Source organism: Allobosea massiliensis (assembly GCF_042655245.1).
GTDB classification, from domain to species: Bacteria; Pseudomonadota; Alphaproteobacteria; order Rhizobiales; family Beijerinckiaceae; genus Allobosea; species Allobosea massiliensis.
Map to the genome: position 1 here is coordinate 101,819 of NZ_JBHSLU010000082.1, position 26,210 is coordinate 128,028.

The 26,210-nt window shown below is 69.5% G+C and carries 26 protein-coding genes; 13 read left to right on the top strand and 13 right to left on the bottom strand.

All coding sequences use genetic code 11. The annotated features are described in order from the left end of the window. Positions 1–133: 133 nt before the first annotated feature. From ACFPN9_RS22710 to ACFPN9_RS22730, 5 genes are all read left to right on the top strand, one after another. Positions 134–1,363: a 3-methyl-2-oxobutanoate dehydrogenase (2-methylpropanoyl-transferring) subunit alpha gene (locus tag ACFPN9_RS22710; protein WP_066722537.1), complete on the top strand. Its 1,230-nt coding sequence runs from the start codon at positions 134–136 to the stop codon at positions 1,361–1,363. 4 nt (positions 1,364–1,367) lie between these two features. Beyond that, the gene (locus tag ACFPN9_RS22715) at positions 1,368–2,384 is read left to right on the top strand and encodes an alpha-ketoacid dehydrogenase subunit beta (RefSeq protein WP_066722688.1); all 1,017 of its coding nucleotides are present in this window, start codon (positions 1,368–1,370) and stop codon (positions 2,382–2,384) included. Further along, positions 2,384–3,703 (top strand): dihydrolipoamide acetyltransferase family protein, encoded by a 1,320-nt coding sequence (locus ACFPN9_RS22720; protein ID WP_066722535.1) that lies wholly within the window; start codon positions 2,384–2,386, stop codon positions 3,701–3,703. The genes ACFPN9_RS22715 and ACFPN9_RS22720 overlap by 1 nt, the downstream gene beginning before the upstream one ends. 165 nt (positions 3,704–3,868) lie before the next feature. Beyond that, positions 3,869–5,266, top strand: a complete 1,398-nt coding sequence (lpdA, locus tag ACFPN9_RS22725) for a dihydrolipoyl dehydrogenase (RefSeq protein WP_066722533.1) — start codon at positions 3,869–3,871, stop codon at positions 5,264–5,266. Between the two features lie 194 nt (positions 5,267–5,460). Next, positions 5,461–5,865, top strand: a complete 405-nt coding sequence (locus ACFPN9_RS22730; RefSeq protein ID WP_066722531.1) for a DUF983 domain-containing protein — start codon at positions 5,461–5,463, stop codon at positions 5,863–5,865. Between the two features lie 15 nt (positions 5,866–5,880). Here ACFPN9_RS22730 and ACFPN9_RS22735 read toward each other — a convergent pair whose 3' ends face one another. Genes ACFPN9_RS22735 through ACFPN9_RS22745 form a run of 3 tightly spaced genes read right to left on the bottom strand, consistent with a single transcriptional unit; the run spans position 5,881 to position 8,865 of the window. Further along, a complete protein-coding gene (locus tag ACFPN9_RS22735; protein WP_066722528.1) occupies positions 5,881–6,657 on the bottom strand; it encodes an ABC transporter ATP-binding protein in 777 nt (258 codons plus the stop codon). A gap of 7 nt (positions 6,658–6,664) precedes the next feature. Continuing rightward, positions 6,665–7,729, bottom strand: a complete 1,065-nt coding sequence (locus ACFPN9_RS22740) for a FecCD family ABC transporter permease (RefSeq protein ID WP_066722516.1) — start codon at positions 7,727–7,729, stop codon at positions 6,665–6,667. Next, positions 7,726–8,865 carry an ABC transporter substrate-binding protein gene (locus ACFPN9_RS22745; protein ID WP_377817656.1) on the bottom strand — a complete coding sequence of 380 codons (1,140 nt, stop codon included), beginning with the start codon at positions 8,863–8,865 and terminating at the stop codon, positions 7,726–7,728. The genes ACFPN9_RS22740 and ACFPN9_RS22745 overlap by 4 nt, the downstream gene beginning before the upstream one ends. A 207-nt stretch (positions 8,866–9,072) precedes the next feature. On the opposite strand from ACFPN9_RS22745, the gene ACFPN9_RS22750 reads away from it, so the two are divergent. Next, entirely contained in the window at positions 9,073–9,855 is a 783-nt protein-coding gene (locus tag ACFPN9_RS22750; protein ID WP_066722513.1) for a class I SAM-dependent methyltransferase, read from the top strand. Between the two features lie 10 nt (positions 9,856–9,865). Here the strand turns inward: ACFPN9_RS22750 and ACFPN9_RS22755 are convergent, their stop codons facing one another. Together ACFPN9_RS22755 and ACFPN9_RS22760 are read right to left on the bottom strand one after the other, a co-directional pair. After that, positions 9,866–10,507, bottom strand: a complete 642-nt coding sequence (locus ACFPN9_RS22755) for an NrsF family protein (protein ID WP_377817657.1) — start codon at positions 10,505–10,507, stop codon at positions 9,866–9,868. An 88-nt stretch (positions 10,508–10,595) separates the two neighbouring features. After that, positions 10,596–11,168 (bottom strand): sigma-70 family RNA polymerase sigma factor, encoded by a 573-nt coding sequence (locus ACFPN9_RS22760; RefSeq protein WP_245282273.1) that lies wholly within the window; start codon positions 11,166–11,168, stop codon positions 10,596–10,598. Positions 11,169–11,327: 159 nt separating this feature from the next. Between ACFPN9_RS22760 and ACFPN9_RS22765 the strand changes: the two genes are divergently transcribed. The 5 genes from ACFPN9_RS22765 (at position 11,328) to ACFPN9_RS22785 (ending at position 17,083) form a co-directional block, all read left to right on the top strand. Beyond that, on the top strand, positions 11,328–12,179 hold the full coding sequence (locus ACFPN9_RS22765) for a CE1 family esterase (protein WP_066722506.1): 852 nt from the start codon (positions 11,328–11,330) through the stop codon (positions 12,177–12,179). 73 nt (positions 12,180–12,252) lie between these two features. Continuing rightward, the gene (locus ACFPN9_RS22770) at positions 12,253–13,896 is read left to right on the top strand and encodes a thiamine pyrophosphate-binding protein (protein ID WP_197426658.1); all 1,644 of its coding nucleotides are present in this window, start codon (positions 12,253–12,255) and stop codon (positions 13,894–13,896) included. Continuing rightward, complete coding sequence (locus ACFPN9_RS22775; protein ID WP_377817658.1) at positions 13,896–15,080, top strand: OpgC family protein; 1,185 nt, start codon at positions 13,896–13,898, stop codon at positions 15,078–15,080. Before ACFPN9_RS22770 ends, ACFPN9_RS22775 begins: the two co-directional genes overlap by 1 nt. Positions 15,081–15,157: 77 nt before the next feature. Beyond that, complete coding sequence (locus tag ACFPN9_RS22780; RefSeq protein ID WP_197426657.1) at positions 15,158–16,540, top strand: tetratricopeptide repeat protein; 1,383 nt, start codon at positions 15,158–15,160, stop codon at positions 16,538–16,540. A 15-nt stretch (positions 16,541–16,555) separates the two neighbouring features. Continuing rightward, positions 16,556–17,083, top strand: a complete 528-nt coding sequence (locus tag ACFPN9_RS22785; RefSeq protein ID WP_066722502.1) for a YHS domain-containing (seleno)protein — start codon at positions 16,556–16,558, stop codon at positions 17,081–17,083. A 6-nt stretch (positions 17,084–17,089) separates the two neighbouring features. On the opposite strand, the gene ACFPN9_RS22790 is transcribed toward ACFPN9_RS22785, so the two are convergent. The 4 genes from ACFPN9_RS22790 to ACFPN9_RS22805 form a co-directional block, all read right to left on the bottom strand. Then, positions 17,090–17,314 carry a DUF2798 domain-containing protein gene (locus tag ACFPN9_RS22790; protein WP_066722491.1) on the bottom strand — a complete coding sequence of 75 codons (225 nt, stop codon included), beginning with the start codon at positions 17,312–17,314 and terminating at the stop codon, positions 17,090–17,092. A 65-nt stretch (positions 17,315–17,379) separates the two neighbouring features. Continuing rightward, entirely contained in the window at positions 17,380–18,081 is a 702-nt protein-coding gene (locus tag ACFPN9_RS22795; protein ID WP_066722488.1) for an SDR family oxidoreductase, read from the bottom strand. A gap of 71 nt (positions 18,082–18,152) precedes the next feature. Then, positions 18,153–18,497, bottom strand: a complete 345-nt coding sequence (locus ACFPN9_RS22800) for a hypothetical protein (protein ID WP_066722485.1) — start codon at positions 18,495–18,497, stop codon at positions 18,153–18,155. Between the two features lie 135 nt (positions 18,498–18,632). Next, positions 18,633–19,088, bottom strand: coding sequence for an Lrp/AsnC family transcriptional regulator (locus tag ACFPN9_RS22805; protein ID WP_066722482.1), 456 nt, complete (start codon positions 19,086–19,088; stop codon positions 18,633–18,635). A 128-nt stretch (positions 19,089–19,216) separates the two neighbouring features. On the opposite strand from ACFPN9_RS22805, the gene rocF reads away from it, so the two are divergent. Together rocF and ACFPN9_RS22815 are read left to right on the top strand one after the other, a co-directional pair. Beyond that, the gene (gene rocF / locus ACFPN9_RS22810; RefSeq protein ID WP_066722480.1) at positions 19,217–20,146 is read left to right on the top strand and encodes an arginase; all 930 of its coding nucleotides are present in this window, start codon (positions 19,217–19,219) and stop codon (positions 20,144–20,146) included. A 2-nt stretch (positions 20,147–20,148) separates the two neighbouring features. Beyond that, a complete protein-coding gene (locus ACFPN9_RS22815; protein WP_066722477.1) occupies positions 20,149–21,192 on the top strand; it encodes an ornithine cyclodeaminase in 1,044 nt (347 codons plus the stop codon). A gap of 92 nt (positions 21,193–21,284) precedes the next feature. On the opposite strand, the gene ACFPN9_RS22820 is transcribed toward ACFPN9_RS22815, so the two are convergent. The 4 genes from ACFPN9_RS22820 to ACFPN9_RS22835 form a co-directional block, all read right to left on the bottom strand. Further along, entirely contained in the window at positions 21,285–23,012 is a 1,728-nt protein-coding gene (locus ACFPN9_RS22820) for a methyl-accepting chemotaxis protein (protein WP_068072159.1), read from the bottom strand. Between the two features lie 115 nt (positions 23,013–23,127). After that, positions 23,128–23,988, bottom strand: a complete 861-nt coding sequence (locus ACFPN9_RS22825; protein ID WP_066722472.1) for a flagellar motor protein MotB — start codon at positions 23,986–23,988, stop codon at positions 23,128–23,130. Between the two features lie 28 nt (positions 23,989–24,016). After that, positions 24,017–24,874 (bottom strand): flagellar motor stator protein MotA, encoded by an 858-nt coding sequence (motA, locus tag ACFPN9_RS22830; RefSeq protein WP_066722470.1) that lies wholly within the window; start codon positions 24,872–24,874, stop codon positions 24,017–24,019. Positions 24,875–25,165: 291 nt separating this feature from the next. Further along, entirely contained in the window at positions 25,166–26,062 is an 897-nt protein-coding gene (locus tag ACFPN9_RS22835; RefSeq protein WP_066722467.1) for a LysR substrate-binding domain-containing protein, read from the bottom strand. Positions 26,063–26,210: the final 148 nt, after the last annotated feature.

Genomic DNA, 26,210 nt, shown 5'->3' on the forward strand with positions numbered 1-26,210 from the left:
GCGCTAGCCTGACGCCAAGAGGGATGCGTCGCCGCTCGCGACCAAAGCCCCGCCAACACGGACGGCTTGCCGTCCGGGCCGGACGGCGGAATGCTGGCCGACCGGACGATATGGCGGATCAGGGACGGAGCGCATGACCGACACACCCCTTCGCTTTCACGTGCCGCAGCCGGCCTCCCGCCCGGGCGAGCAGCCGGATTTCTCCCATGTCGTGATCCCCAAGGCCGGCTCGGTCGAGCGCCCGCCGGTCGACGTCGATCCGAAGGCGATCCGGGACCTCGCCTATTCGATCATCCGCGTGCTGAATCGCGAGGGGCAGGCGGTCGGCCCTTGGGTGCCCGATCTCAGCCAGGAGGATCTGATCCGGGGCCTGCGTCACATGATGACGCTGCGCAGCTTCGACGCCCGCATGCAGATGGCCCAGCGCCAGGGCAAGACCTCCTTCTACATGCAGCACACCGGCGAGGAGGCGGTGAGCTGCGCCTTCCGGATCGCACTTCGGCCCGGCGACATGAACTTCCCGACCTACCGCCAGGCGGGGCTTCTCATCGCCGACGAGTACCCGCTCGTCGACATGATGTGCCAGATCTACTCCAACGAGCGCGACCCGCTGAAGGGGCGGCAGCTCCCGATCATGTATTCCTCGAAGCAGCACGGCTTCTTCTCGATCTCCGGCAATCTCGCCACGCAATTCGTCCAGGCCGTCGGCTGGGCGATGGCCTCGGCGATCAAGGGCGACACGAAGATCGCCGCCGCCTGGGTCGGCGATGGCTCGACGGCGGAATCGGATTTCCACGCCGCGCTCGTCTTCGCCTCGACCTACAAGGCCCCCGTCGTCCTCAACGTCGTCAACAACCAGTGGGCGATCTCGACCTTCCAGGGCATCGCGCGCGGCGGCTCCGGCACCTTCGCGGCGCGGGGCCTCGGTTTCGGCATTCCGGCCCTGCGCGTCGACGGCAACGACTACCTCGCCACCTATGCCGTGGCGCAATGGGCGATCGAGCGGGCCCGCCGCAATCTCGGCCCGACGCTGATCGAATACGTCACCTACCGCGCCGGCGCGCATTCGACCTCGGACGACCCCTCCGCCTATCGCCCCAAGCAGGAGTCGGACGGCTGGCCGCTCGGCGACCCGCTGCTGCGGCTGAAGGAGCATCTGATCGCGATCGGCGCCTGGAGCGAGGAGCGCCACAAGCAGACCGAGGCCGAGATCCTGGAGACGGTGATCGCGGCGCAGAAGGAGGCCGAGCGCTTCGGCACGCTGCATTCCGGCGGCAAGCCCTCGGCGCGCGACATGTTCGAGGGCGTCTATGCCGAGCTGCCGCCGCATCTGCGCCGCCAGCGCCAGCAACTCGGAGTCTGACGCCATGCCGCGCATGACGATGATCGAGTCGATCCGCTCCGCCATGGACGTCTCGATGGGTCGCGACGAGAACGTCGTCGTCTATGGCGAGGATGTCGGTTTCTTCGGCGGCGTCTTCCGCTGCACTCATGGGCTCCAGCAGAAATACGGCGTCAGCCGCTGCTTCGATGCGCCCATTAGCGAGGCCGGCATCGTCGGCACGGCGATCGGCATGGCGGCCTATGGCCTGCGCCCCTGCATCGAGATCCAGTTCGCCGACTACATGTATCCGGCCTATGACCAGATCGTCTCGGAAGCGGCGCGCCTGCGCTACCGCTCGAATGGCGATTTCACCTGCCCGATCGTGATCCGCATGCCGACCGGCGGCGGTATCTTCGGCGGCCAGACCCACAGCCAGAGCCCGGAAGCCCTCTTCACCCATGTCTCGGGCCTGAAGACCGTGGTGCCGTCCAACCCCTACGACGCCAAGGGCCTGCTGATTGCCGCGATCGAGGACCCCGACCCGGTGATCTTCCTCGAGCCCAAGCGCCTCTACAACGGCCCCTTCGACGGCCACCACGACCGCCCCGTCACGCCCTGGTCGAAGCATGAGCTCGGCGAGGTGCCCGAGGGGCATTTTGTCCTCCCGCTCGGCAAGGCCGCGATCCGCCGCGAGGGCTCCGCCTGCACGATTCTCACCTACGGCACGATGGTCCATGTCGCGGAAGCCGTCGCGGAGGAGACCGGCATCGATGCCGAGGTCATCGATCTGCGCACCCTCGTCCCGCTCGACCTCGACGCCATCACGGCCTCCGTCGCCAAGACCGGCCGCTGCATGGTGCTGCACGAGGCGACGCTGACCTCGGGTTTCGGCGCCGAGCTGGCCGCGCTCGTCCAGGAAACCTGCTTCTACCATCTCGAGGCGCCGGTGCGCCGCGTCGCCGGCTGGGACACGCCCTATCCCCATGCCCAGGAATGGGCCTATTTCCCCGGCCCCGCCCGCGTCGGCCAGGCGCTGCGCGAGATCATGGAGAGCCGCTGATGGCCGAGCGCATCATCAAGCTCCCCGATGTCGGGGAGGGCATCGCCGAGGCCGAGCTGGTCGAGTGGCACGTCAAGATCGGCGACATCATCCGCGAGGACGATCTCATCGCCGCCGTGATGACCGACAAGGCGACCGTCGAGATCCCGGCCCCCGTCGACGGCAAGGTCACCTGGATCGGCGCCGAGATCGGCGACACGGTCGCGATCGGCTCGGCGCTGGTCCGGCTCGAAGTCGCGGGCGAGGGCGGGGCGACTGAAACGGCGGCCGAGGACGCCGCTCCGGAACAGACTGCGGAGGCCCCCGCAGCACAGGCGCCGGCCGCGCCGGCGCCCCGCCAGCCCGAGACGGCGGACGCTCCCCCTCAGGCCATGACCGTGCCCCGCCCCGCCAAGGCGCTGGCGGGCGCCTCCGCCTCCGCTCCGGCCCTGCCGCGACGCGCGCCGGGCGAAACGCCGCTGGCGTCTCCGGCGGTGCGGCTCAAGGCCCGCGAGGCCGGCGTCGATCTGCGCCAGGTCGCAGGCACCGGCCCGGCCGGACGCATCCTGCACGAGGATCTCGACGCCTTCCTGCTGCGCGGACCGGAGACCGAGCGCAAGCCCGGCCTCGCGGAGAAGAGCGCCGTCAGCGAGGTCAAGGTCGTCGGCCTCCGGCGCAAGATCGCCGAGAAGATGGCGCTGTCGAAAGCGCGCATCCCGCACATCACCATCGTCGAGGAGGTCGACGTCCAGGCGCTGGAGGATCTGCGCGCCGTCCTCAACAGAAAGCCGACGCCCGAGCGCCCGAAGCTGACGCTTTTACCCTTCCTGATGCGCGCCATGGTCAAGGCGCTGGCCGAGCAGCCCAATCTCAACGCGCTCTATGACGACGAGGCCGGCATCGTGCGCCAGCATGCCGGCATCCATCTCGGCATCGCGACGCAGACGCCGGGCGGGTTGATGGTGCCCGTGGTGAAGCATGCCGAGGCGCGCGACATCTTCGGCTGCGCGCTGGAGCTGAACCGCATCGCCGAGCGCGCCCGCGACGGCACCGCCACCCGCGACGAGCTCACCGGCTCGACCATCACCATCACCTCGCTCGGCGCGATGGGCGGCATCGCCACGACGCCGGTGATCAACCACCCGGAGGTCGCCATCGTCGGCGTCAACAAGATGATGGTCCGCCCGGTCTGGGACGGCACGACCTTCGTCCCGCGCAAGATGATGAACCTGTCGTCGAGCTTCGACCACCGCGTCGTCGACGGCTGGGACGCGGCGGTTTTCGTCCAGCGGCTGAAGGAGCTGCTGGAGAACCCGGCGACGCTGTTCATCGATGTCTGATGCGGTGCGGATGTTCGTCAAGCACTCCGCTCCCCGTCATTGCGAGCGTCAGCGAAGCAATCCAGGGGGGCGTCGAGTGCTGCCGCTCCTGGATTGCTTCGCTTCGCTCGCAATGACGGACGGAGCATCGAATGACGCCGGGACCCGGCACCGGAGAGGCCGCCCATGACCGAGATCACCTGCAAGCTGCTCGTCATCGGCGCCGGGCCCGGCGGCTATGTCTGCGCCATCCGCGCCGGGCAGCTCGGCCTCGACACCGTCATCGTCGAGGCCGGCAAGCTCGGCGGCACCTGCCTCAATGTCGGCTGCATCCCCTCCAAGGCGATGATCCATGTCGCCGAGGAGTACGAGAAGGCCGCCCACGCCGCCGCCGGCCGGACGCCCTTCGGCCTGACGGGGGGTGCGCCCGCGCTCGACTTCGCCAAGGCTGTCGCCTGGAAGGACGGCATCGTCGGCCGCCTCAACAACGGCGTCGGCGGCCTGTTGCGCAAGGCCAAGGTCAAGATCGTCCAAGGCCGCGCCCGCTTCCGCGACGGCAAGACCGTCGTGGTCGAGACCGAAACCGGCCCGAAGGTGATCCGTGCCGAGCGCGTCGTCATCGCCACCGGCTCCGTGCCGGTGGAGCTGCCCTTCCTGCCCTTCGGGGGGGCGGTGATCTCCTCGACCGAGGCGCTGTCCCTTGCGGAAGTCCCGCAGCGTCTCGCCGTCGTCGGCGGCGGCTATATCGGGCTCGAACTCGGCATCGCCTTCGCCAAGCTCGGCAGCAAGGTCACCATCGTCGAGGCGCAAGCCCGCATCCTGCCGCTCTACGATGCGGAGCTGACCGCGCCCGTCGCGAAGCGGCTGACCGCGCTCGGCATCGAGGTCCTGCTCGGCGCCAAGGCGCGCGGCATCGCGCCCGCGGGCGACGCGCTGCTGGTCGAGACCGCCGACGGGCAGGAGCGCCGCATCCCCGCCGACAAAATCCTCGTCACCGTCGGCCGGGCGCCGGCCACCGAAGGCCTCGGGCTGGAGGAGCTGGTGCTGGATCGGGACGGCCGCTTCATCCGCATCAACGACCGCTGCGAGACCTCGATGCGTGGCATCTTCGCCATCGGCGACGTCACCGGCGAGCCGATGCTGGCGCACCGTGCCATGGCACAGGGCGAGATGGTGGCCGAGATCGCCGCCGGCCTGCCGCGCGCCTGGGACAAGCGCGCCATCCCCGCCGTCTGCTTCACCGACCCCGAGATCGTCTCGGTCGGCCTCTCGCCCGAGGAGGCGCGGCGCACAGGGCAGGAGGTACGGATCGGCCAGTTCCCCTTCGCCGCCAATGGCCGGGCCATGACCCGCGACGGCGAGCAGGGTTTCGTCCGCATCGTCGCCCAGGCGCAGAACGGGCTGGTGCTCGGCATCCAGGCCGTCGGCTGCGGCGTCTCCGAGCTCGCCACCGCTTTCGGGCTCGCGCTGGAAATGGCGGCGACGCTGGAGGATGTCGCCGGCACGATCCACGCCCATCCGACGCAGGGCGAGGGCTTCCAGGAGGCGGCGCTCAAGGCGCTCGGCCACGCCATCCACATCTGAGCCGGCTGCGGCAAACCGTCTCGTTTGCATGCGTCAGGGGCCATCTTGGGCCCCTTCGTGGTCAATTCCCGTGATCTCGACGGTCTGACCTGCATGATGCAGCCCCGCGATGCGCGCACGACGATTGCCTTCGGCGGCGATGGCGCCCATCTCGGGTCTATGCCCATTTTTGCGGCACTGCGTAGGAGAACGAGATGTCCGGCGAACATTGGCCGACCCTGTCGCCGCTGCAGACCGGTCTGCGCGGCCGCTGTCCGCGCTGCGGCAAGGGCCATCTCTTCGACGGCTTCCTGAAGATCAGGCCGTCCTGCGAGGTCTGTGGGCTGGACTATTCCTTCGCCGATCCGGCCGATGGTCCGGCCTTCTTTGTGATGATGTTTGTCTGCGTGCCGGCTGTGGCCTTCCCGCTCTGGCTCGAACTCGCCTACCAGCCGCCGACCTGGGTGCATCTGGTCACGACGCTGCCGCTGATCCTGCTGACCTGCATTCCGCCGCTGCAACCGCTCAAGGGCTGGCTGGTGGCGTCGCAATATGTCCACAAGGCGGAAGAGGGTCGCCTCGCCCGGCCGGATGAGCCGCTGCCGCCGTCGCGGACCTGACGCGCGAGGGCCGCTTCAAGCCGCCTGCCGGCTCGAGCCCTCGACCAGCACATAGGGCTCGCCGCCCGGCAGTGTCTCGACGCGGGCGCGCACGCCGTAGACCTCGTCGAGCAGGGCCGGCGTCACGATGGCGCGCGGATCGCCCATCGCGACGAGCCGGGCATGCGCCAGCACCATCACCCGGTCGGCGAAGCGCAGCGCCTGGTTGAGATCGTGGATCGAGATCAGCACCAGCATGCCGCGCTCGCGCGCCAGCCGGCGCACCAGGCTCAGGACCTCGAACTGCCGGTGCAGGTCGAGCGCGCTGGTCGGCTCGTCGAGCAGCAGGACGTCCGGCTCGCGCACCAGCGTCTGCGCGATCGAGACGAGCTGGCGCTGCCCGCCGGAGAGCTCGCCCAGGCCCCGGAAGGCGAGGTCCTCGATCTCAAGGTCGCGCAGCACGCCGTCGATGCGCCGCAGTTCCTCGTCGCTGACCGACCAGGCCCCGCCCTGCTTGAGCGCGAGCAGGATCGATTCATAGACCGTGAGCACGGCGTTCACCGCCGTGTCCTGCGGCAGGTAGCAGCATTGCGGCGTGGTCCGGCCGGCGACGCGGCTGGTTCCGCCGAGCGTGACCGTACCGTCCCCGGCGGCGAGCCCCGCGATGCGCCGGAACAGGCTCGACTTGCCGGCGGCATTGGCGCCGATCAGCGCCACAACCTCGCCGCCGCGCAGATCGGCGGCATCGACGTCGCTGAGGACGCGGCGCTTGCCATAGGCGACGCCGACGCCGCTGAGGGAGAGCTGGACCATCAGGACCTCACCAGGAGCGCTTCCGGCTCGCCATGATCAGGCTGAAGAAGAACGGCACGCCGATCAGCGCGGTGACGATGCTGATCGGGAAGATCAGCCCCGGGATCAGCGACTTCGAGACCACCGAGGAGGCCGAGAGGATCGCCGCCCCCGCCAGCGCCGAGGCCGGCAGGAAGAAGCGCTGGTCCTCGCCGATCACCATGCGCGCGATATGCGGGCCGACGAGCCCGATGAAGCCGATCGTGCCGACGAAGGAAACCGGGACGGCGGCGAGCAGGCTGACCAGCAACATGATCTCGAGCCGTAAGCGGCGCACATCGATGCCGAAGCTCGCCGCCTTGTCGTCGCCCAGCCGCAGCGTCGTCAGCGCCCACGCCCGGCGCAGGAAGAAGGGCAGGGTGAAGAGCAGAACCGCCGTGGTGATGCCGAGCTTGTGCCAGTTCGCCTTGGTCAGGGAGCCCATCGTCCAGAACACGACGGCGCCCAGCGCCTGCTCGGAGGCGAAGAACTGCAGCAGCGAGAGCAGCGCGTTGAAGGTGAAGACCAGCGCGATGCCGAGCAGGATCACCGTCTCGGTCGTCACGCCGCGCTGCTGGCTCAGCACATGGATCAGCATCGCCGCGCCCATGGCCATGATGAAGGCGTTGATCGGCACGATGTAGTCGATCGCGAAGGGCACCAGCGCCACGCCGAAGACCAGCGCCAGCGCCGCCCCGAAGGAGGCGGCCGCCGAGATGCCGAGCGTGAAGGGGCTGGCGAGAGGGTTGTTCAGGATCGTCTGCATCTGCGCGCCCGCGATCGCGAGCGCCGCCCCGGTGACGACCGCCATCAGCGCGACCGGCAGCCGGATGTCCCAGATCACCACCCGCAACGCGGCCGGAGCCTCGGAGGGATTCATCAGTGTGCGCAGCACCTGGCCGGCGTCGTAGCGCGCCGGGCCCAGCATCAGATCGACGACGAAGCTCGCCAGCAGCAGGCCGAACATGGCCAGCAGGATCAGCCGCCGCCGCAGCGTCAGCGCGCGATAGGCGAGCCGGGCCGGCCGGGCCGTGGCTGCGACGGCCGCGCTCACTTGCGCTCCACCGTCACCCAGTAGCCCGGCTGGTAGGGCAGCGGCAGGAAGCGCTCATGCAGGGTCTTCAGCGTCGCCTCGGCATCGAGATCCTTGAACAGCTCTGGATGCAGCCAGGTCGCGATCTCCTGGATCGCCACGAACTGGTAGGGGCTGTTGTAGAACTGGTGCCAGATGGCGTGCACGCGCCCGTCCTTCACCGCCTTGGTCTGGCTGAAGGCCGGCCGCCTGGCGAGGCCCGCCAGCTTGCGGCGCGCTTCGGTGAGGTCGCTGCCCGGCCCCAGGCCGACCCAGGCCCCGCCCGGCACATAGGCGCCCCAGTTGCCGCCGGTGATGACCACGACGTCGGGGTTGGCGGCGACGACGGCCTCGGGATTGACCGTGCCGAAGGTGCCCGGGATCAGGTCCGAGGCGAAGTTCTTGCCGCCGGCGATGTCGACCATCTTGCCGAAATTCTCGTTGCCGAAGGACATGCAGCAATCGTCGCTGTAGCCGCCGGCCCGCTCCATCATCACCAGCGGGCGCTTCAGCCCCTGGACCTTGGCGAGACGGTCGGTGACGCGGGCGATCTCGGCGGCCCGGAAGGCGATGAAGTCCTCGGCGACCGTCTCCCGGCCGAAGAGCTTGCCCATCAGCCGCAGCGACGGCTCGGTGTTCTGGAAGGGCTTCTCGCGGAAGTCGACATAGACCACCGGGATGCCGACTGCGGCCAACTTCTCGACCAGGCTCGCCTCGTCGCTGGCGACCTTAGCCTCGATGTTGAGGAACAGCACATCGGGCTTGAGCGCGATCGCCTGCTCGATGTCGAAGGCGCCTTCCTTCATGCCGCCGAAGCTCGGGAGCTTCGCGACCTGCGGATAGCGCGCCAGATACTGCTTGTAGCTGTCGGGATCGGCCTTGGGTAGGTCGTCGCGCCAGGCGACGACGCGCTTGAAGGGATCGTCCTTGTCGAGCGCGGCGACGACATACATCTGGCGCCCCTCGCCGAGGATGACGCGCTGCACCGGCGCCTCGACTTCGACCTTGCGGCCGAGCACGTCGGTGACCATGACCTTGTCGGCGAGGGCGGGCGCGCCGCCGGCCAATAGCGAGGTGGCGACCGTAGCGGCAGCGAGCAGGACGCGCAGCAGGGACATGGGCGTTCTCCGGGAAAAGTGGCCGGGTCCGTATGTCCGCGCCAGTAAAGGGTCAAGTCTTATCTTTTAGAATTATTGCAAACAAAATCGGCGATAGCGTTTTCGGCAGTAATCGTATTGGAGTTGGCTGATTTCGCCGAAACAGCTTGCGGTGCCCGGGTTTCCGTGGTTTTCGCAGCCGACAGCCCTGCATCGGACGTGCCGGCCATGACGACCCTGCACCATAATCTCAGCCTCAAGGACGAGATCCGCGACTTCTGGTCGATGCGGTCCGAAACCTTCGACACCATGCCCGGCCACGAGATTTTCTCGGTCGCGGAGCGCCAGGCCTGGCTCGCCTTGTTCGCGCGCCATCTCGGCCTTCCGCCCCAGGGCGCGAAGGCGCTCGACCTCGCCAGCGGCACCGGCGTCATCTCCCTGCTGCTGGCCGATCTCGGCTATGCCGTCACCGGGCTCGACCTGTCCGAGGCCATGCTCGCCCGTGCCCGGGCCAAGACGGTCGGCAAGCCGATCCGCCTCTATGCGGGCGACGCCGAGGACACGCTGGAGGCCTCCGACAGCTACGACGCGGTGGCGACACGCCATCTCGTCTGGACGCTGCCCGACCCGCCGGCCGCCTTCCGCGAATGGCATCGCGTGCTGAAGCCCGGTGGCCGCGTCGCCATCGTCGATGTCGACATGACCAATCCGCGCCCCGGTAACGGCAAGGTGCTGCGCCTGCTGGCGAAGCTCGCCCGCATGGTCTCGGCACCGAAGCCGCCGCCGCCTTACAAGGCGACGCATGACGACATCGTCTCGCGCGTCTATTTCTCGGGAGGGTGCCGGCCGGAGGAGATCGCGCGGCTGCTGGTGGAGGCCGGCTTCGTCGATGTCGTGATCGACCGCGACCTGCGCGCCATCCACCGGGCGCAGGGGCGCTTCATGCCGCTGCATCAGCGGCTGGAGCGCGCCAGCCAGGACCGGTTCATCGTCTCCGCCCGCAAGCCCTGAGGCGCAGGGCTCACCAACGCAGCAGGCGAGGCCCGGCGAGCGCCCCGAGCCCCCCGGCCACGGCCATCGCGAGCGGATACCAGGTGGCGAGGAAAGGCACCGCATCCTCCGGGCAGTGCAGCGCATAGGCGACCGTGGCCAGCCCCGCCGCGCCGATACCGGCTGCGAGACCGGTCAGCCGCGGCCGGACGGGCGCGCCGCGGCGGGCGAGGGCGAACAGCCCGGCCAGCGGCAGCAGCGCATAGAGCGGGACCAGCACAAGGCAGGCGGACCAGGTGCGCCCGAGCAGGAGCGCCGGCCAGGCCGGCATCGGCTGGGTCGCCAGCACGGCAATCGCCCAGGCGAGCACGGCCGCGACCGGCAGCAGGACGAGCCCGAGCAGGCCTCCCGCCGCCCGCCCCGGCCGCAGGCTGCGCTGGAAGGCGATGAGCGAGAGCCCTGCCACCGAGGCGCCCAGGGCGAATTTGGCGAGAACGGGCAGCGTCATCACGGCCGCCGCCAGGTCGAGCCGCGGTCCGAACATCCAGAGCACGGCGGCGGAGCAGGCGGCGAGCCCGGCCAGCGCGGTCAAACCCGTCGCGCGAGCAAAGCCTGCCCTGGCGACGGGGCCGGCATCGCTGGCGAGAAGGGTGACGAGATCGTCGGTTTTCATGGCGCTGTCGAAACCTGCGGGGGCCTGCTGCGGTTCAAGGAGTTCGAAGGCGGGAACAAGAAAGTTACGCGGCTCAGGGGAAGAAAGATCATGGGGTCCGCGTGCCGCGGCGGCTGAGCACCTTCGCCATCGCCTTGAGACCGCGATGAAGCGCGACCTTGGCGGCGTTTTCGGTCATGCCGGTGGCCTGCGCCGCCTCGGCGAGGCTGCCGCCCTGCAGCTTGACGCGGTCGATCAGCGTCCGCGTGCGTTCCGGCAGGGCGGCGAGCGCACGCTCGACATCGAGTTTCGCGTCGCTGGCGGCGCCTCCGGGTTCCGGCTGCGCGAGCGCCTCGTCGTCGATCGGCAGATGACCGCGATGCCGGCCGGAGCGCCGCAGATGGTCGATCAGCTTGTAGCGCGCGATCGCATGGGCCCAGGCCGAGACCGGCACGGCCGGGTCGTAGGTATGCCGCGAGAGGTGCAGCGCCAGCAGCGTCTCCTGCAGCACGTCTTCCGCCTCTTCGGCGCCGGCGAGGCCGGCCCGGGCCAGATGGCCGCGGAGGAAGCCGCGCAGGCGCCCTCCGATCAGGTCGAGAAAGCGGCGATAGGCGCCGGCGTCGCCCTCAAGCCCGGCCATGAAGGCGGGGTGCAGCACGGCTTCGAAATCGTCGAGCGACACGGGCGGTGAGGGGTCCGGAACGGGGAGGCAGATCTTCTCCTTGCACGGCTTTTCCACCGCTCACAAGCCGGCGAGCGGGCCTCGCGGTCGCTCCCGAACGCCGCTAGCGTCGGTTTCGGGCGCGGCCGGCGATCGGCGGGCCGGCCATGGAGCCGATCGATGATCAGCCGCTGGCCGCTCTGGCTCGTTCTCGCCGGCCTTGTTCTGGCCGGCCCCGGACGGGCCGATCCGGTCGAGGCCTGCCCGGGCGAGCAGGGCTGCCAGGTCGAGGGCGGGCATTACCGGCTGGTCCTGCCCGATGCGGCTCCTGCGGCTCCTCTCGCGGCGCTGATGTACTTCCATGGCTGGCAGGGCTCGGCCGAGGAGACGGCGGCCGATCCCGGCCTGCGGGCGCTCGCGACGCGGCTCGGCGTCGCCCTGATCGCGCCCGACGGCGCCGGGCGCACCTGGTCCTATCCCGGCTCGCCGGGCCGTCATCGCGACGAATTCGCCTTTGTCGGCCGCGTACTCGACGACGTCGCCGCGCGTTTCCCGATCGATCCCCGCCGGATCATGGCTAGCGGCTTCTCGCAGGGCGGCTCGATGGTCTGGTATCTCGCCTGCCGCATGCCCGAGCGTTTCCGGGCCTTCGCGCCCGTCGCCGGCGCCTTCTGGGAGCCGCTGCCCGCCTCCTGCGCCGGGCCGCGGCCGGCGCTGATCCACACCCACGGTACGGCCGACGCAACCGTGCCGCTCGCCGGCCGGGCCCTGCGCGGCGGCTACCGCCAGGGGGATGTCTTCCGCAGCCTCGCCATTCTCGATCCGCAGGCGAGGGCGGTCGCGGTGGCGGACTTCGCCACCGGCCCGGACGCGCTCGCCTGCCTGCCGCTGAATGCGGCAGGAACGGCGCCTCTCGAACTCTGCCTGCATCCGGGCGGCCATGTCGTCGATCCCGCCTGGATCGAGCGGGCCTGGCGGCTGACGATGGGCGGCGAGGGGCCGCGACCCGATCACCTTTCCGTGAAGCGGTAACCCCGGGAGGCTGCGCCACGATTGTCAGCCTGAACCGCCGCCCTGGGCGTGTCGCCCGCGAGGAGTTGCCTGCATGACGATCCAGACCCCGCCGCCCGTTCCTACCTCGGCCGGCGCGGCCGGCCTGACGGGCGCGGACATCATCGCGGCGAGGCTGGCGGCGGCGGGCGCGACCCATGCCTTCGGCATTCCCGGCGGCGAGGTCCTGGGACTGGTCGATGCGCTCGGGCGCGCCGGCATCCGCTTCGAACTGGCGCGGCACGAGAACGCCGCGGGCTTCATGGCCGAGGGGCTCTGGCACGTCACGGGGGCGCTGCCGGTGCTGGTCGCGACATTGGGGCCGGGGGTCAGCAATGCGGTAACGGCGGTCGCCCATGCCCAGCAGGACCGCGTGCCGCTGATCTTCATCACCGGCTGCGTCGATCACGCGCTCGCCGAGAGCTACACCCATCAGGTCTTCGATCATCAGGCTGTGCTGCGACCGCTGGTCAAGGCGAGCTTCCGCGCCGCGCCCGGCACCGAGGCGCTGGTCGTCGACAAGGCGCTCGCCATCGCCCGCTCCGGCCGGCCCGGCCCGGTCCATATCGACCTGCCCATCGCCGTCGCCGAGGCCAAGGCCGTCGCTGTTCCGCCGCCGCCGGCCGCCATGGCGCCCGCGTGTGTGCCCGCCGACCTCGACCGCGCGGTGGCGCTGCTCGCCGGCGCGCGACGGCCGCTCGTGCTCGCCGGGCTGGACCTCGTCAACGAGAACGCGGCCACCTCGCTCGTGCGGTTGCTCGACAGGACGGGCGCGCCGCTGCTCACCACCTACAAGGGCAAGGGGCTGCTGCCGGAGGACGACCTGCGCGTCATCGGCGGCGTCGGCCTCTCGCCGAAGGCCGATGCGCTGATCCGCCCGCTGATCGAGGCGGCTGATCTGATCGTGCTGGCCGGCTATGACCCGATCGAGATGCGACAGGGCTGGCGCAATCCCTGGCCGGCCGACAAGCCGGTCATCGACATCGTCGCAGAGGCACTGCCGCACGGCATGCATGGCGCCACGCTGACGCTCGAGGGCCATGTCGGCACGATCCTCGACCGGTTGACGGAGCGGCTCTCGCCCATGACTGTCTGGGACCAAGGCGAGCCGGCCGCGGTCCGCGCCGCCTTCCGGCAGGCCTTCGCCGCACCGGCGGAGTGGGGCCCGCATGCCGTCTTCGAGACGCTGCGGGCGGTCGCCCCATCCGGCACGGTCGCCACCGCCGATTCCGGCGCCCACCGCATCCTGCTCTCGCAGCTCTGGACCTGCGACGGGCCGCGCCGCCTGCTGCAGTCGACGGGGCTTTGCACTATGGGTTGCGCCCTGCCGCTCGCCACCGGCGCGGCGCTGGGCAGCGGCCAGCCGACGCTCTGCTTCGTCGGCGATGCGGGGCTCGAAATGGTGCTGGGCGAACTCGCGACGCTGCGCGACCTCGCTGTGCCGGTCGTCGTCGTGGTGCTGGTCGACGAGGCGCTCGGGCTGATCGCGCTGAAGCAGAAGCAGATGGGCCTCGCCCGCGCCGGTGTCGATCTCGGCCTTAGCGACTTCGCGGCGGTGGCGTGTGCCCTCGGCGGCCATGGCGCGACGGTGGCGGACCGAGAAAGCCTCGCCCGCGAGGCGGCCGCCGCCTTCGCGCGGCCCGGTTTCAGCCTGCTCGCCTGCCGCATCGACGCCGCCGCCTATCAGGGGGCCTTCTGATGGCCGAGGCCGCCCGCCCATCGAAACGGCCGCGCGACGAGCGCCTCGACATCTTCCGCGGTCTGACCATGCTGATCATCTTCGTCGCCCATGTGCCGGCGAACAGTTGGAACGCCTGGATACCCGCCCGCTTCGGCTTTTCGTCCGGCGCCGAACTCTTCGTCTTCTGCTCCGGCTTCGCCAGCGCGCTCGCCTTCGGGGCGACCTTCGTCCGGCGCGGCTGGTGGCTTGGCACGGCGCGTATCCTGCAGCGCCTCTGGCAGGTCTACTGGGCCCATATCGGCCTCGTCGTCGCGCTGGTGGCGCTGGCCGCGCTGCTCGACACGCTGGTCGGCAGTGCCGAACTCGGGCGCCAGTTCGCGCCGCTGATGGCCGACCCAGAACGCGCGCTGCTGGGCCTCGTCACCCTGACCTGGCAGCCCGACTATCTCGACATCCTGCCGATGTATCTCGTCATCCTGGCGCTGATCCCGCTCGCCATCGCGCTGCGGCGGCTCCACCCCTGGTTGCCCTTCCTGATGGTGGCGCTGCTCTACGCCCTGGTCTGGACGGAAGGGCTCAACCTCCCCGGAAATCCCTGGAACGGCGCCGGCTGGTTCCTCAATCCCTTTGCCTGGCAGGCGATCTTCTTCATCGGCTTTTTCATTGCGATGAAGTGGCTGCCGGTGCCGCCGCTGCGCCGGCCGGCCCTGCTGCTGGCGGCGGGGCTGATCGTCGTCGCAGCGGTGCCGCTCTCCTTCTGGGGGATCCTGGAAATCTGGCCCGCCGCGCAGAGCTGGCGCGACATCCTGCTGCCGGGCGATTTCGAGAAGAGCAACCTGCACCCGCTGCGCATCCTGCACTTCCTCGCTTTGGCCTACATCGTCCTGAGCGCGATCGAGCCGGTGCGGGACCGGCTCGATTCAGGCCTGGGCCACCTGCTCATCCTGATCGGCCGGCAGTCGCTCGCGGCCTTCCTCGCCAGCATCGTGCTCGCTCGGCTGGCCTGGACGGCATCCGAGACGGCGGGCCATGACGCGGTCGTCGTCGCCCTGCTCAACCTGGCCGGCTTTGCGGCCTTGCTGGGCGTCGCCTGCGTCGTCGCATGGTTCAAGCGCGCGCCCTGGGCCGGCCCGCCGCCCGCGCCGCGCGAGGCTCCCGAGATGCCGGCCGCGTCGACATCACGCCTGCGTGAAGCGAGTTGAACGGCGGTTGATCGCGCCGCTGCGAAGTCCTTGTCGAGCGGCGGGGTCGGGCCTCGCCCAAAAGCCAGGAGCCGGCCATGTTCTTCGATTGCTGCGGTCACCGCATCGCCGTCGCCAATGACGAAGCCCGGCTCGCCTGGGACGCCACTCTCGAAGCGGTCCTGGCCCATGCCGCGGCCGCGCCCGAGCATCTCGGCCGGACGCTGGCGGCCGATCCGCGTTTTGCGCTCGCCCATGCCGCCAAGGGCCTGATGCTGCTCTCCCTGGCGCGCGCCGAACTGGTCGGCACCGCGCGGGATTGTCTCGCCCAGGCCCGCCGCGCCATCGCCGAGCGTCCGGTGACCACGCGCGAGACGGCTTTCGTCGAGGCGCTGGCGCAGTGGCTCGAGGACAGGCCGCGCCGGGCCGCCCGAGCGCTTGAAGCCGTTCTCGAGGAGCATCCCCGCGACGTGCTGGCGCTGAAGCTCTCCCACGGGATCCGCTTCATGCTCGGCGATCAGGGCGAGATGCTCGCCTGCCTGCGCAGGATCGTGCCGCGTTTCCCGGAGGACCACCCCTTCGCCGGTTACGTCTCCGGCTGCTACGCCTTCGCGCTGGAGGAACGCGGCTTCTACCGCGAGGCCGAGGCCGCCGGCCGGCGTGCCGTCGAGCGGGCGCCGCGCGACGCCTGGGGGCGCCATGCCGTCGCCCATGTTATGGAGATGACCGGCCGCACGGACGAAGGCGTCGCCTGGCTGGCCGACAGCGCCGGCTGGGCCCATGCCAACAATTTCCGCTTCCACATCACCTGGCATCTCGCCCTGTTCCGGCTCGAGCGCGGCGAGACGACGGAGGTGCTGCGGCTTTATGACGAGGGCATCCGCGCCGAGCAGACCGACGATTACCGCGACATCGCCAATGGCGCCGCGCTGCTGGCCCGCCTCGATTATGCCGGAGTCGATGTCGGCGCGCGTTGGGAGGAGCTGGCGGAGAAGGCCGAGGCCCGCCTCGACGACCGACGCCTCGTCTTCGCCGATCTGCATTACGCGCTCGCCCTGCTCGGCGCCGGGCGTGAGGAAGCGGCTGAAGCCATCGCCCGGTCGCTCGCCGCCGACAGCCACGGCCATGCCAGCGGCGAGCGCCGCGAGGCCGCCCGCGCCGGGGCGCTCGCCGCCTATGGGTTGATCGCGCTGCGCGAGCGGGACCATGCCGAGGCGGCCCGGCTCCTCGGCGCCGCCCGCGGCGGCCTCGTCGCGATCGGCGGCAGCCATGCCCAGCGCGATCTCTTCGAGCAGGCCTATATCGAGAGCCTGATCCGCTCCGGCGCGCGGGACCGTGCCGCCCATGTGCTGCGTGAGCGCTTGGCGCGCCGCGGCGGGCATAATCTCTTCGCCGGCCGCCGGCTCGCCCGCCTCGATACCACGCGAACCGGGCTGGCGGCGCTCGCGCTCGCCGCGACGCCCCTCGCCATCGCTCATTGAACGGGGACGGTGCCCATGTCCGACGTCACCCTGCCGGAAGCCTCGACACCCAACCGCCGCCGCCGGGCCGGTGCCCTCGTCGCGCTGATCGCCGGACTTCTCGCTGCGCTGTTCGTTCCCGGCGTCGCGATCGCGCCGGCCATGACGGGCAAGCCCGTCAACACGCTGGGCTCGGCGGAAGGCATCGCGATCCGCGGCTATGACCCCGTCGCCTATTTCCGCGACGGCGGCCCGCGCCGGGGCTCGCCCGAGCACGCCGTCCGCCATGACGGCGCGACCTGGCATTTCGCCAGCGCCGCCAACCGCGCGCTCTTCCTGGCCGATCCGGAGCGCTACAAGCCGGCCTATGGCGGCTTCTGCGCTTATGGCACCTCGCGCGGCTATCTCGTGAAGATCGAGCCCGAGGCCTGGTCGATCGTCGAAGGGCGGCTGTATCTCAACTATGATCTCGATGTCCGCGAGACCTGGTCGAAGGACACGAAGACCTATCTCGCGCGCTCCGAGCGGAATTGGCCGAACCTCACCGCGCGGGACATTCGCTGACGCACGTCAGTCCGCCGTCAGCGCCTCGACGGCCCGGCGGATGAAGGGCGCGGCGAAAACGACCACGGGCAGCATCATGGCCCATGACAGGAACCAGGCCGACAGCCAGCGCTGCAGGGCGGGCGCGGCCCCCGGAGCGGCTACGACCGCCACCCCCGAGGCGATGGCCGAGGTGAGCCCGGCTTGGATCACGCCGAAGAGGACATGCGCGTAACGCCTGGGGATGGCCATGGAGAGGGTTCCTCGGTCGGGTGATGCGTGGTGCAGGCCATTTTCGTGCCAGGCGATGTGGCGGCTCAGATCGAGCGCGTCAGCCCGCCATCGACCCGGATGTTCTGCCCGGTGATGTAGCCCGCATCCGGCGAGAGCAGGAACGCGATCGTTCCCGCAATCTCCTCGCTTCGGCCATAGCGCTGCATCGGCACGCGCTGGCGCCGCTCTTCCGTCGCCGGCAGGCTGTCGATCCAGCCCGGCTGGACGTTGTTCATGCGGATGTTGTCCGCGCCATACTGGTCGACGAAGATCTTGGTGAAGGTGGCGAGCCCCGCCCGCGCCATCGCCGAGGTCGGGAACATCGCTTCGGGCTCGAAGGCCCAGGCGGTGGTGATGTTGACGATCGTGCCGGATTTCTGCGCCTGCATGATCGGCGTCACCAGCCGGATCGCACGCACCGCGCTGAGAAAATAGACGTCGAGCCCGCGCTGCCAGTCCTCGTCCTTGATCTCGAGCAGCGGCCCACGAGGCCCGTGGCCGGCGCTGTTGACCAGCGCATCGATACGGCCCCAGCGCGCCATCGTCAGATCGACCAGGCGCTTGACGTCCTCGCCGGAAAGGTTCGAGCCGGTGACGCCCAGCCCGCCCAACTCGTTGGCCAGCGCCTCGCCCTTGCCGGAGGAGGACAGGATGGCAACCTCGTAGCCGTCCTTCGCGAGGCGGCGCGCGGTCGCCGCCCCCATGCCGCTGCCACCTGCGGTGACGATGGCGACTTTCCTGCTCATGCCCTGCTCCTCGCGCTGTCGGTCCGCTGTTCTAGCGTCTCGAGCGGCGCGATGGATAGGGCGGCCTGACCTCAGTAGCGGTCGTAGCGGCGATAGCCATAGCCGGGCGGCGGGCCGTAGCCGGGACGACCGTAATAGGGCCGCGGTCCATATCCGGGACGGCCGTAAGAGGGGCGGGGGCCGTAGCCGCGGCCATAGCCGGGGCCGCCGCGGCCGCGCTGCTGACGCGCGGTTTCCTGCATCATGTAGAGGCGGCGCTGCTTGGCGGCGGTCATGGTGAAGGCGAGATCCCGCCCGTCGAGCCGCTGCGCGGCCTCGGCCGGAAGGGCCTCGGACGCCGCGGCCGGAGCGGACGCTCCGGTGCTGGCCAGCACGACGAGGCCAAAGAGGCCCGCGAGGGCGGAAAGCCTGCTCATCCAAAATTCCTTTCGCGCCGTCCTGATACGGCGGGACGTCAACCCCCGGGCCCGCCGATTCGTTCCCCGTCCCTCTTAGTGCCGGGGTGGGCGGCCCGCCGCAAGCGCGGCCATCCGCGCCAGGCGATCCGCTGTTCAGCCCGGCTGCGTCGGACCGAGCCCTGCCCGGCTGCTGCGCGGCGTCGCCAGCAGGAGATGGGTCTCGGACGCCGCGATGCCGCCGATCAGCCGCAGGCGGGTCAGCACGGCATCGAGGGCCGTCAGGCTGTCGGTGCCGAGTTCGGCGACGAGATCCCATTTGCCGCTGGTGGTGTGGATTGCGGTGATCTCGGCGAAGCCGCTCAGCGCCGTCACGACACGGTCCTTGGCCCGGCCCTCGACCTCGATCAGCGTGATGCCGCGCACCGGCGCCGAGACCACGTCCGCCCGCAGGATGACGGTGTAACCGACGATCTCGCCCGCCCGTTCGAGGCGCTCCAGCCGCGTTCGCACCGTAGCCCGCGAGACGCCGAGGTCGAGCGCGAGGTCCGAGATGGCGCGGCGCCCGTTGCGCCGGAGCAGCGTCACCAGGCGGCGGTCGAGATCATCCATGTCCGGTTCTGCCGTTATGATAAGTCGAGAATTTCAAAACGATAGATTAAGCCTCCATTTCTGCCAATCTGGCTTCTTCGTCCCGCCACCCCACCGGTCTAGACCCGCCGTTCGAGGGCGAGGGCGCGATGGATCGGACGAACTGCATTCTTCTCGGGGCCCCAGTCCAGGACGGCACCGGCCGGCTCGGCTGCGACATGGGCCCCAGCGCCTTCCGCGCCGCCGGCATCGGCGAAGCGCTGCGCTCGCTAGGCCATGGCGTCGTCGATCGCGGCAATGTCGCGCCGGCGCCGCTGCGCCCGTTGAGCCATCCCAACCCCGCCATCCACGCGCTGCCGGAGATCGTCGCCTGGACGGAAGTGCTGTCGCAGGCCGTCTACGACGCCGGCACCGAGGGCATGCCGATCGTGCTCGGCGGCGACCACAGCCTCGCCGCGGGGACGCTCGCCGGCCATGCCCGCCTCGCCCAGGAGCGCGGCCGCAAGCTCTTCGTGCTCTGGCTCGACGCGCATCCCGACATGCACACGCTGGAGACGACCGAGAGCGGCCATCTCCACGGCGTGCCGATGGCCTATGCGCTCGGCCTGCCGGGTTTCGACGGCATCTTCCCGCCGCTCGCCGCCGCGCTTTCTCCCGAGCGGGTCTGCATGATGGGGCTGCGCAGCGTCGATCCGGCGGAGCGTCAGGTGCTCGCCGCCACGGGTCTGCGCGTCCACGACATGCGCGCCATCGACGAGAACGGTGTCGCGGCGCTGCTGCGCGGCTTTCTCGACGAGGTCGCGGCGCAGGACGGGCTGCTCCATGTCAGCCTCGACGTCGACTTCCTCGATCCCGACATCGCGCCCGGCGTCGGCACCACCGTTCCCGGCGGGGCCACCTTCCGCGAGGCGCATCTGATCATGGAGATGCTGCATGACAGCGGCCGCGTCGCCAGCCTCGATCTGGTCGAACTCAACCCTTTTCTCGACGAGCGCGGCCGCACGGCGCGGCTGATGGTCGATCTCACAGCCAGCCTGATGGGCCGCAGCGTGCTCGACCGCCCGACCCGGAGCTTCTGACGATGGATCGCAAGCTCAACCTCGTCCGTTTCGTCAGCGTCGACCGGATGATGCGCATCATCGGCGCCTGCGGCATCGAGCCGGCCCTGGCCGCGCTGGCGAGCGAGATCGAGGCCGACTTTCGGCGCTGGGAGCGGTTCGACAAGACGGCGCGCGTCGCCGCCCACAGCCGCACCGGCGTCATCGAGCTGATGCCGACCAGCGATGGCGAGCACTACGCTTTCAAATACGTCAACGGCCATCCCGGCAACACGCGTGACGGCCGCCAGACCGTGACCGCCTTCGGCGTGCTCTCGGATGTCGCGACGGGCTATCCGCTGCTGCTGAGCGAGATGACGATCCTGACCGCGCTGCGCACCGCCGCGACCTCGGCCCTGGCGGCGCTCCACCTCGCCCCGCCCGGGGCGCGCTGCATGGCGCTGATCGGCAACGGCGCGCAGTCGGAGTTTCAGGCGCTCGCCTTCAAGGCGCTGCTGGGCGTCGACCGGCTGCGGCTCTACGACATCGACCCCGCGGCCAGCGCGCGCTGCGCCGCCAATCTCACCGGCTACGGCTTCGACATTGCGCTGTGCGCCTCCGCCGAGGCCGCGATGCTCGGCGCCGAGATCGTCACCACGGCGACGGCCGACAAGGCCAACGCCACCATCCTCACCGACAACATGGTCGGGCCCGGCCTGCACATCAACGCCGTTGGCGGCGATTGCCCCGGCAAGACGGAGCTGCATCCGGACATCCTGCGCCGCAGCGAGATCTTCGTGGAATACCCGCCGCAGACCCGCATCGAGGGGGAGATCCAGCAGCTGCCGGCCGATCATTCCGTGACCGAGCTCTGGCGCGTCGTTGCAGGCCAGCATCCGGGCCGGCGCGATCCACGCCAGATCACGCTGTTCGACTCGGTCGGCTTCGCGATCGAGGATTTCTCGGCCCTGCGCTGGCTGGCCAAGGAAGCTGTGCGGCAGGGCGAGTATGATGAACTCGACCTCCTCGCCGACCCCGACGAGCCGCGCGATCTCTTCGGCATGCTGCTGCGAGCCCAACAATTGTAGTTAGGTCGACGGACAGCGGGCACGCCAGCAACTCGCGTAGCAGTAACGGACAGATACCGTACCCAGCCGCGCCCGACGCCGGTTGCCGTGCGCTAGGCGGCTCGCGGCACCGCACTGCCCAACGGGCCGGCCGTGCCGGAGCGATCGGCGCGAATCCGGAAGGTCTCGACCAGGGCCTGCAATGCCTCGGTGGCCTGCTGGAGGTCCGCAGCCACCTTCGCACTCTGGTCGGCGACCGAGGAGTTCTGCTGGGTCATCTCGTCCATATGGGCGACGACCCGCGCCACCTCCTCGATGCCATGGGCCTGCTCGCGCGAGGCGCTCTTGATCTCGTCGAGCGAGGCCGAGACGCTGGTCGAGGAGCCGACGATCTCGGACAGGGCGGAGCCCGCCTCCTTGACCAGCTTCACCCCGCTGGCGACCTGGACGCTCGAATTGTTGATCAGCCCCGAGATGTCCTTCGCCGCCTCGCCGGAGCGCTGGGCGAGCGTCCGCACCTCGGAGGCGACGACGGCGAAGCCCTTGCCGGCATCGCCGGCCCGCGCCGCTTCGACCGCGGCGTTCAGAGCCAGCAGATTCGTCTGGAAGGCGATGTCGTCGATCACCCGGATGATGTCGCCGATATCGGTCGACGCCTTCTCGATCCGCTCCATCGCGATGACGGCGTCGGTGACGATCGAACCGCCGCGATGGGCAATGTCGTTGGCGGCGGCGCCGAGGCCCGCGGCCTCCGTGGCCCGCTCGAAGCTCTGCTTGACGGAGGCGGCGAGCTGTTCGGTCGTCGCCGCGGTCTCCTCGAGCGAGGCGGCCTGCTCCTCGGTGCGTTGGGCGAGGTCGCGGCTGTCGGCGCCGATCCGGCGCGATCCGGTGGTGATCCGACCCGAGATCTGGCCGACGACCTGGATCACGCCTGAGAAGGTGTCGAGCAGCGCGTTGACGCCGCGGCAAAGCTCGAAGATCGCGCCGCTCTTGCCTTCCAGCGGCACGCGTCGGGTCAGGTCGTTGCCCTGGGTTGCCGCGATCACCGAGCCTGTTTCCGCAACGGCGCCAGCCAGCGCTTCGGCCGCCTGCTTTGAGGCGGTGATGTCGGTGGCGTATTTCACCACCTTGTAGGCTTTGCCGAACGGGTCGAGGATCGGGTTGTAGCTCGCCTGGATCCAGACCTCGCGCCCGCCCTTGCCGATGCGCAGATACTGGTTCTCGTCATGCTCGCCGCGGGCGAGTTTCGCCCAGAACTGGCGATAGGCTTCGCTCCCGCGCTCCGCGGGCGCGACGAAGATGTCGTGCTTGCGGCCCTTGATCTCGGCGAGGGTGTAGCCGAGCGTCTTGAGGAAGTTCTCGTTTGCGTCGCGGATGGTGCCGTCGAGATCGAACTCGATCACGGCCTGCGCCTTCTGGATTGCGGCGATCTGACCTTCCGCGTTCGAGACCATGGCCTTCATGGCGGTGATGTCGGTCGCGTATTTGATCACCTTGAACGGCTTGCTGCCGTCCGTGCCGCAGATCGGTGTGTAGGTCGCTTGCAGCCAGATCCGGCTGCCGGTCTTGGTGATGCGGGCGAACTCCGCCTGGAAGGCCTTGCCGCTGCGCAGATCTCGCCAGAAGCCCTGATAGCCCACCGAGGCGCGCTCCTCCGGCGGCACGAAGATCGAATGGTGCTTGCCGACGACCTCGGCGCGCTCATAGCCGACGGTCTTCAGGAAAAGGTCGTTGGCCTCGAGAATGGTGCCGTCGAGATCGAACTCGATCACGGCCTGCCAGCGCCGGATCGAGGAGGCTTCCGCCAGGGACTGCGTCGTCTTCCTGTTGAAGAAATTCATCATGGGGTTCCTGACCGTTATGCCGCTGGGTCAGGAACCTTGGCGATTCAGGTTACCAAAGGATTGCGATCTGGTTCCATCTGGAACCATATTGGCTCTGTTCCCCGGCGATGCCTCAGCGCAGCACGTTGGGCGGCAGGGGCGGCTCCGCGTTCAGCAGCGTGATCGTCACGCGCCGGTTCTGCGGAATGTAGGGATTGTCGGGAAAGACCGGCTCGGTGTCGGCGCGCCCCGCCACGAAAGCGAAGCGGTCGCTTGGGAAGCCCGCGCCGGAAAGGATCTCGCGCACGGCGAGCGCGCGGCCGGCGGTCAGGCTCCAGGCGTCGGTGGTTTCCATCGAGCCCGGCCGCGCGCTCGAGGTATGGCCGGTGACGGAGAGCCGGTTCGGCAGCCGGCGCAGCGTCGGCGCCAGCGCCTCGAGCAGACGGCGTGTGCGCTCATGCGGCTGCACCGATCCCTCGGGGAACATGGAGCGGCCGTATTCGTCCACGAGCGAGACGTTCAGCCCGTCCTTCGTCGGCTCGATCAGGATGTTGCGTGAGAGTTCGGAGATTTCCGGCATGGTCTGGAGCGCCTGACGGATGCTGACCATGGCGCTGTGCAGGGACTGCTGGTTCGCCGCGGGCCGGCTGAGTTCGCGGTCCCAGCTGGTCCGGCGCGCGCCGTCATCCTGCCCGGAGGTGCCCATGGCCGCATCGCGCGGCGACGAGGATTTGTTGCCCGATTTGTCGAGAGCGGTGCCCATCAGCAGGCCGCCGGCGCCGCTGTTGCTAGGGCTGACCGCCGCGGGAGCGAAATACTCCGCCAGGCCGACCTTCTGCTCCTGCGTGGTCATGCTGATCAGCCACATCAGCAGGAAAAAGGCCATCATCGCGGTCACGAAATCCGCATAGGCGATCTTCCAGGCCCCGCCATGGTGGCCATGGGCGGCCTTCTTGATCTTCTTGATGATGATCGGCTGGACCGGCTTATCCATGGGAACCCCGCTGGAAAGGGAAAGAGGGTCAGGCGGGGAGATTGGCCGTCGACGCTTCAACTTCCGCGAAGGTCGGGCGGACGTCGCTCATCAGCGCCTTGCGGGCGAACTCGACCGCCATCACCGGCGGCTGGCCGGCGATATGGGCCAGCAGGCCGGCCTTGAGCGAGAGATAGTATTTCGACTCGGCCTCGAAGGTGCTCTTCAGCGAGGCCGCCATCGGGCTGAAGAAGCCATAGGCGACGAAGACGCCGAAGAAGGTGCCGACCAGCGCGCCGCCGATGAGATGGCCGAGCACCTCCGGCGGCTCGGTGATCGAGCCCATCGTCTTGATCACGCCCAGCACGGCCGCGACGATGCCCAGGGCCGGCGTGCCGTCGGCGATCGACTGCATGGCCCCGACGATCCGCTCCTGCTCCTGATGGTGGGTCTCCAGCTCCTCGTCCATCAGCGCGTCGATCTCGTGGACGTTGTTGGCGCCCATGGTCAGCATGCGCATGTAGTCGCACACGAACTCGACCGCGTGATGGTTGTTGGCGAAGCTCGGGAAGGCGTTGAACAGCGACGAGTCGTGCGGATTCTCGATGTGCTGCTCGATTGCCAGCATGCCCTTCTGCTTGATCAGCTTGTAGAGCGAGTACTGCATTCCCAGCAGCTCGACATAGTCTTCCTGCTTGTATTTCGGCCCCTTCATCAGAGTGCCGAACATGGACGGCACGGCCTTGAGCACCGGGCCGGGATTGCCGATGACGAAGGCACCGATCGCCGCGCCGAGGATGATGACGAACTCGAAGGGCTGCCAGAGCACGCCGAGCTTCCCGCCCATCGCGGCATAGCCGCCGAAGACGCAGAGGATGACGATGATCGAGCCGACGATGAGCCGCATGGCGATTACTACCCTCGCGCCGCCGCAGGAAAAGCCCACGCGAAGCCACTGGTGATCCCGGAAACTCGCCGATTGAGGTTAATGGCGGGTTTAGAGCCGGGCTTCGCGCACCCTCTGGCGCCCCGATTAACGCTGCGTCACGGTGAAGCGGAGGCCGCCGCGGCGCCGCGCAGCTTTGCAAGGCCGGCCGCACCTACCGCTCTGGAGCCGACGCCGGAGGTCGCAGCCGCAGACCGGCCCGAGGCCGTCAATCCGGCTGATGGTCCAAGGCTTTGAGGCCTGCGGGCGCTCTTACGTCTCCGTTGGCGGGACGGGCTTTTCGACGATCTCGCGCATCAGCCACTCCACGAAAGCCTGAACCTCGGGATTGGCACGCTCCGCGCGTCGATAGATCAGGCGATGGGCCACGACGCCGATGCCGGTCGGGCCCAGCGGCATGACGAGGCGGCCGGCGGCCAGCAGGTCGCGCGCCTGCAAGGTCGACTCGAGCGCGAGGCCCAGCCCGTCGACAGCGGCGGCCAGAGCGAGATGGGCGCGGTCGAACTGCAGGCCGCGGGCGCTCAGGGGCACGAAGGGCGCATGACGCGCGGCCCACTGGTCCCATGGAACCACGCAGCGCAGCGAGTGGATCAGCGGCACGCGCGCGATGTCGTCGGCCGTCTCCAGCCCATGTGCGGCCACGAAGGCGGGGCTGGCGAGCGGGACGATCAGTTCTTCTCCGAGCGCCACCGCTTCGCAATCCTCGGGAACGGGCCGCGCATACTGGATGTCGATGAGGATGCCGTCCTGCCCGAGCCGGGCCGGCTCATGGCTGGCGAAGAGCGCGACGTCGATGCTGGGGTGCTCGCGCAGGAACTGGCCGAGCCGCGGCATCAGCCAGAGCGTGGCGAGGCTGGGCGAGGCATGGATCGGCAGCCGCCTGACGCCGGCCCCGGAGGCGACGCGGATCGTCGCCGTCATCAGCCGCGCGAAGCTCTCGCCGATCGAGGCGGAATAGGTCAGCGCCTCCTCGGTCGGGACGACGCTGCGCCGCACGCGCAGGAACAGGGGCCGGCCCAGCATGCCTTCCAGCGCGCGCATCTGGTGACTGATCGCCGAGGGCGTCAGGTTCATCAGCTTGGCCGCGCCCGAGAAGCTGCCCGCCTCCATCACGGCGCGGAAGGTCTGCAGCCATTGCAGCGGTGGCATCCCCCCGATCATCGATGAGCCCTATTCGTCGATCACGCCAAAATTCTTCGTTTTTCGCCCGAGCGAGCCCCATGTTACGCCTGAAGCATGAGGAATGCAGCTCATCAAACGAAGCTGCGGCCCGCAGGGAGAAAAACGCGCCGGCAAC

Coding starts and splice junctions, on each gene's coding strand:
- ACFPN9_RS22730 (WP_066722531.1), top strand. CDS start 5,461: ATGTCCGGCGAACATTGGCCGACCCTGTCGCCGCTGCAGACCGGTCTG.
- ACFPN9_RS22755 (WP_377817657.1), bottom strand. CDS start 10,507: ATGAAAACCGACGATCTCGTCACCCTTCTCGCCAGCGATGCCGGCCCC.
- ACFPN9_RS22800 (WP_066722485.1), bottom strand. CDS start 18,497: ATGAGCAGGCTTTCCGCCCTCGCGGGCCTCTTTGGCCTCGTCGTGCTG.
- ACFPN9_RS22785 (WP_066722502.1), top strand. CDS start 16,556: ATGTCCGACGTCACCCTGCCGGAAGCCTCGACACCCAACCGCCGCCGC.
- ACFPN9_RS22720 (WP_066722535.1), top strand. CDS start 2,384: ATGGCCGAGCGCATCATCAAGCTCCCCGATGTCGGGGAGGGCATCGCC.
- ACFPN9_RS22795 (WP_066722488.1), bottom strand. CDS start 18,081: ATGAGCAGGAAAGTCGCCATCGTCACCGCAGGTGGCAGCGGCATGGGG.
- ACFPN9_RS22735 (WP_066722528.1), bottom strand. CDS start 6,657: ATGGTCCAGCTCTCCCTCAGCGGCGTCGGCGTCGCCTATGGCAAGCGC.
- ACFPN9_RS22835 (WP_066722467.1), bottom strand. CDS start 26,062: ATGCCACCGCTGCAATGGCTGCAGACCTTCCGCGCCGTGATGGAGGCG.
- ACFPN9_RS22710 (WP_066722537.1), top strand. CDS start 134: ATGACCGACACACCCCTTCGCTTTCACGTGCCGCAGCCGGCCTCCCGC.
- ACFPN9_RS22815 (WP_066722477.1), top strand. CDS start 20,149: ATGGATCGCAAGCTCAACCTCGTCCGTTTCGTCAGCGTCGACCGGATG.
- lpdA (WP_066722533.1), top strand. CDS start 3,869: ATGACCGAGATCACCTGCAAGCTGCTCGTCATCGGCGCCGGGCCCGGC.
- ACFPN9_RS22790 (WP_066722491.1), bottom strand. CDS start 17,314: ATGGCCATCCCCAGGCGTTACGCGCATGTCCTCTTCGGCGTGATCCAA.
- ACFPN9_RS22805 (WP_066722482.1), bottom strand. CDS start 19,088: ATGGATGATCTCGACCGCCGCCTGGTGACGCTGCTCCGGCGCAACGGG.
- rocF (WP_066722480.1), top strand. CDS start 19,217: ATGGATCGGACGAACTGCATTCTTCTCGGGGCCCCAGTCCAGGACGGC.
- ACFPN9_RS22820 (WP_068072159.1), bottom strand. CDS start 23,012: ATGAATTTCTTCAACAGGAAGACGACGCAGTCCCTGGCGGAAGCCTCC.
- ACFPN9_RS22750 (WP_066722513.1), top strand. CDS start 9,073: ATGACGACCCTGCACCATAATCTCAGCCTCAAGGACGAGATCCGCGAC.
- ACFPN9_RS22780 (WP_197426657.1), top strand. CDS start 15,158: ATGTTCTTCGATTGCTGCGGTCACCGCATCGCCGTCGCCAATGACGAA.
- ACFPN9_RS22775 (WP_377817658.1), top strand. CDS start 13,896: ATGGCCGAGGCCGCCCGCCCATCGAAACGGCCGCGCGACGAGCGCCTC.
- ACFPN9_RS22745 (WP_377817656.1), bottom strand. CDS start 8,865: ATGTCCCTGCTGCGCGTCCTGCTCGCTGCCGCTACGGTCGCCACCTCG.
- ACFPN9_RS22715 (WP_066722688.1), top strand. CDS start 1,368: ATGCCGCGCATGACGATGATCGAGTCGATCCGCTCCGCCATGGACGTC.
- ACFPN9_RS22825 (WP_066722472.1), bottom strand. CDS start 23,988: ATGGATAAGCCGGTCCAGCCGATCATCATCAAGAAGATCAAGAAGGCC.
- ACFPN9_RS22765 (WP_066722506.1), top strand. CDS start 11,328: ATGATCAGCCGCTGGCCGCTCTGGCTCGTTCTCGCCGGCCTTGTTCTG.
- ACFPN9_RS22770 (WP_197426658.1), top strand. CDS start 12,253: ATGACGATCCAGACCCCGCCGCCCGTTCCTACCTCGGCCGGCGCGGCC.
- motA (WP_066722470.1), bottom strand. CDS start 24,874: ATGCGGCTCATCGTCGGCTCGATCATCGTCATCCTCTGCGTCTTCGGC.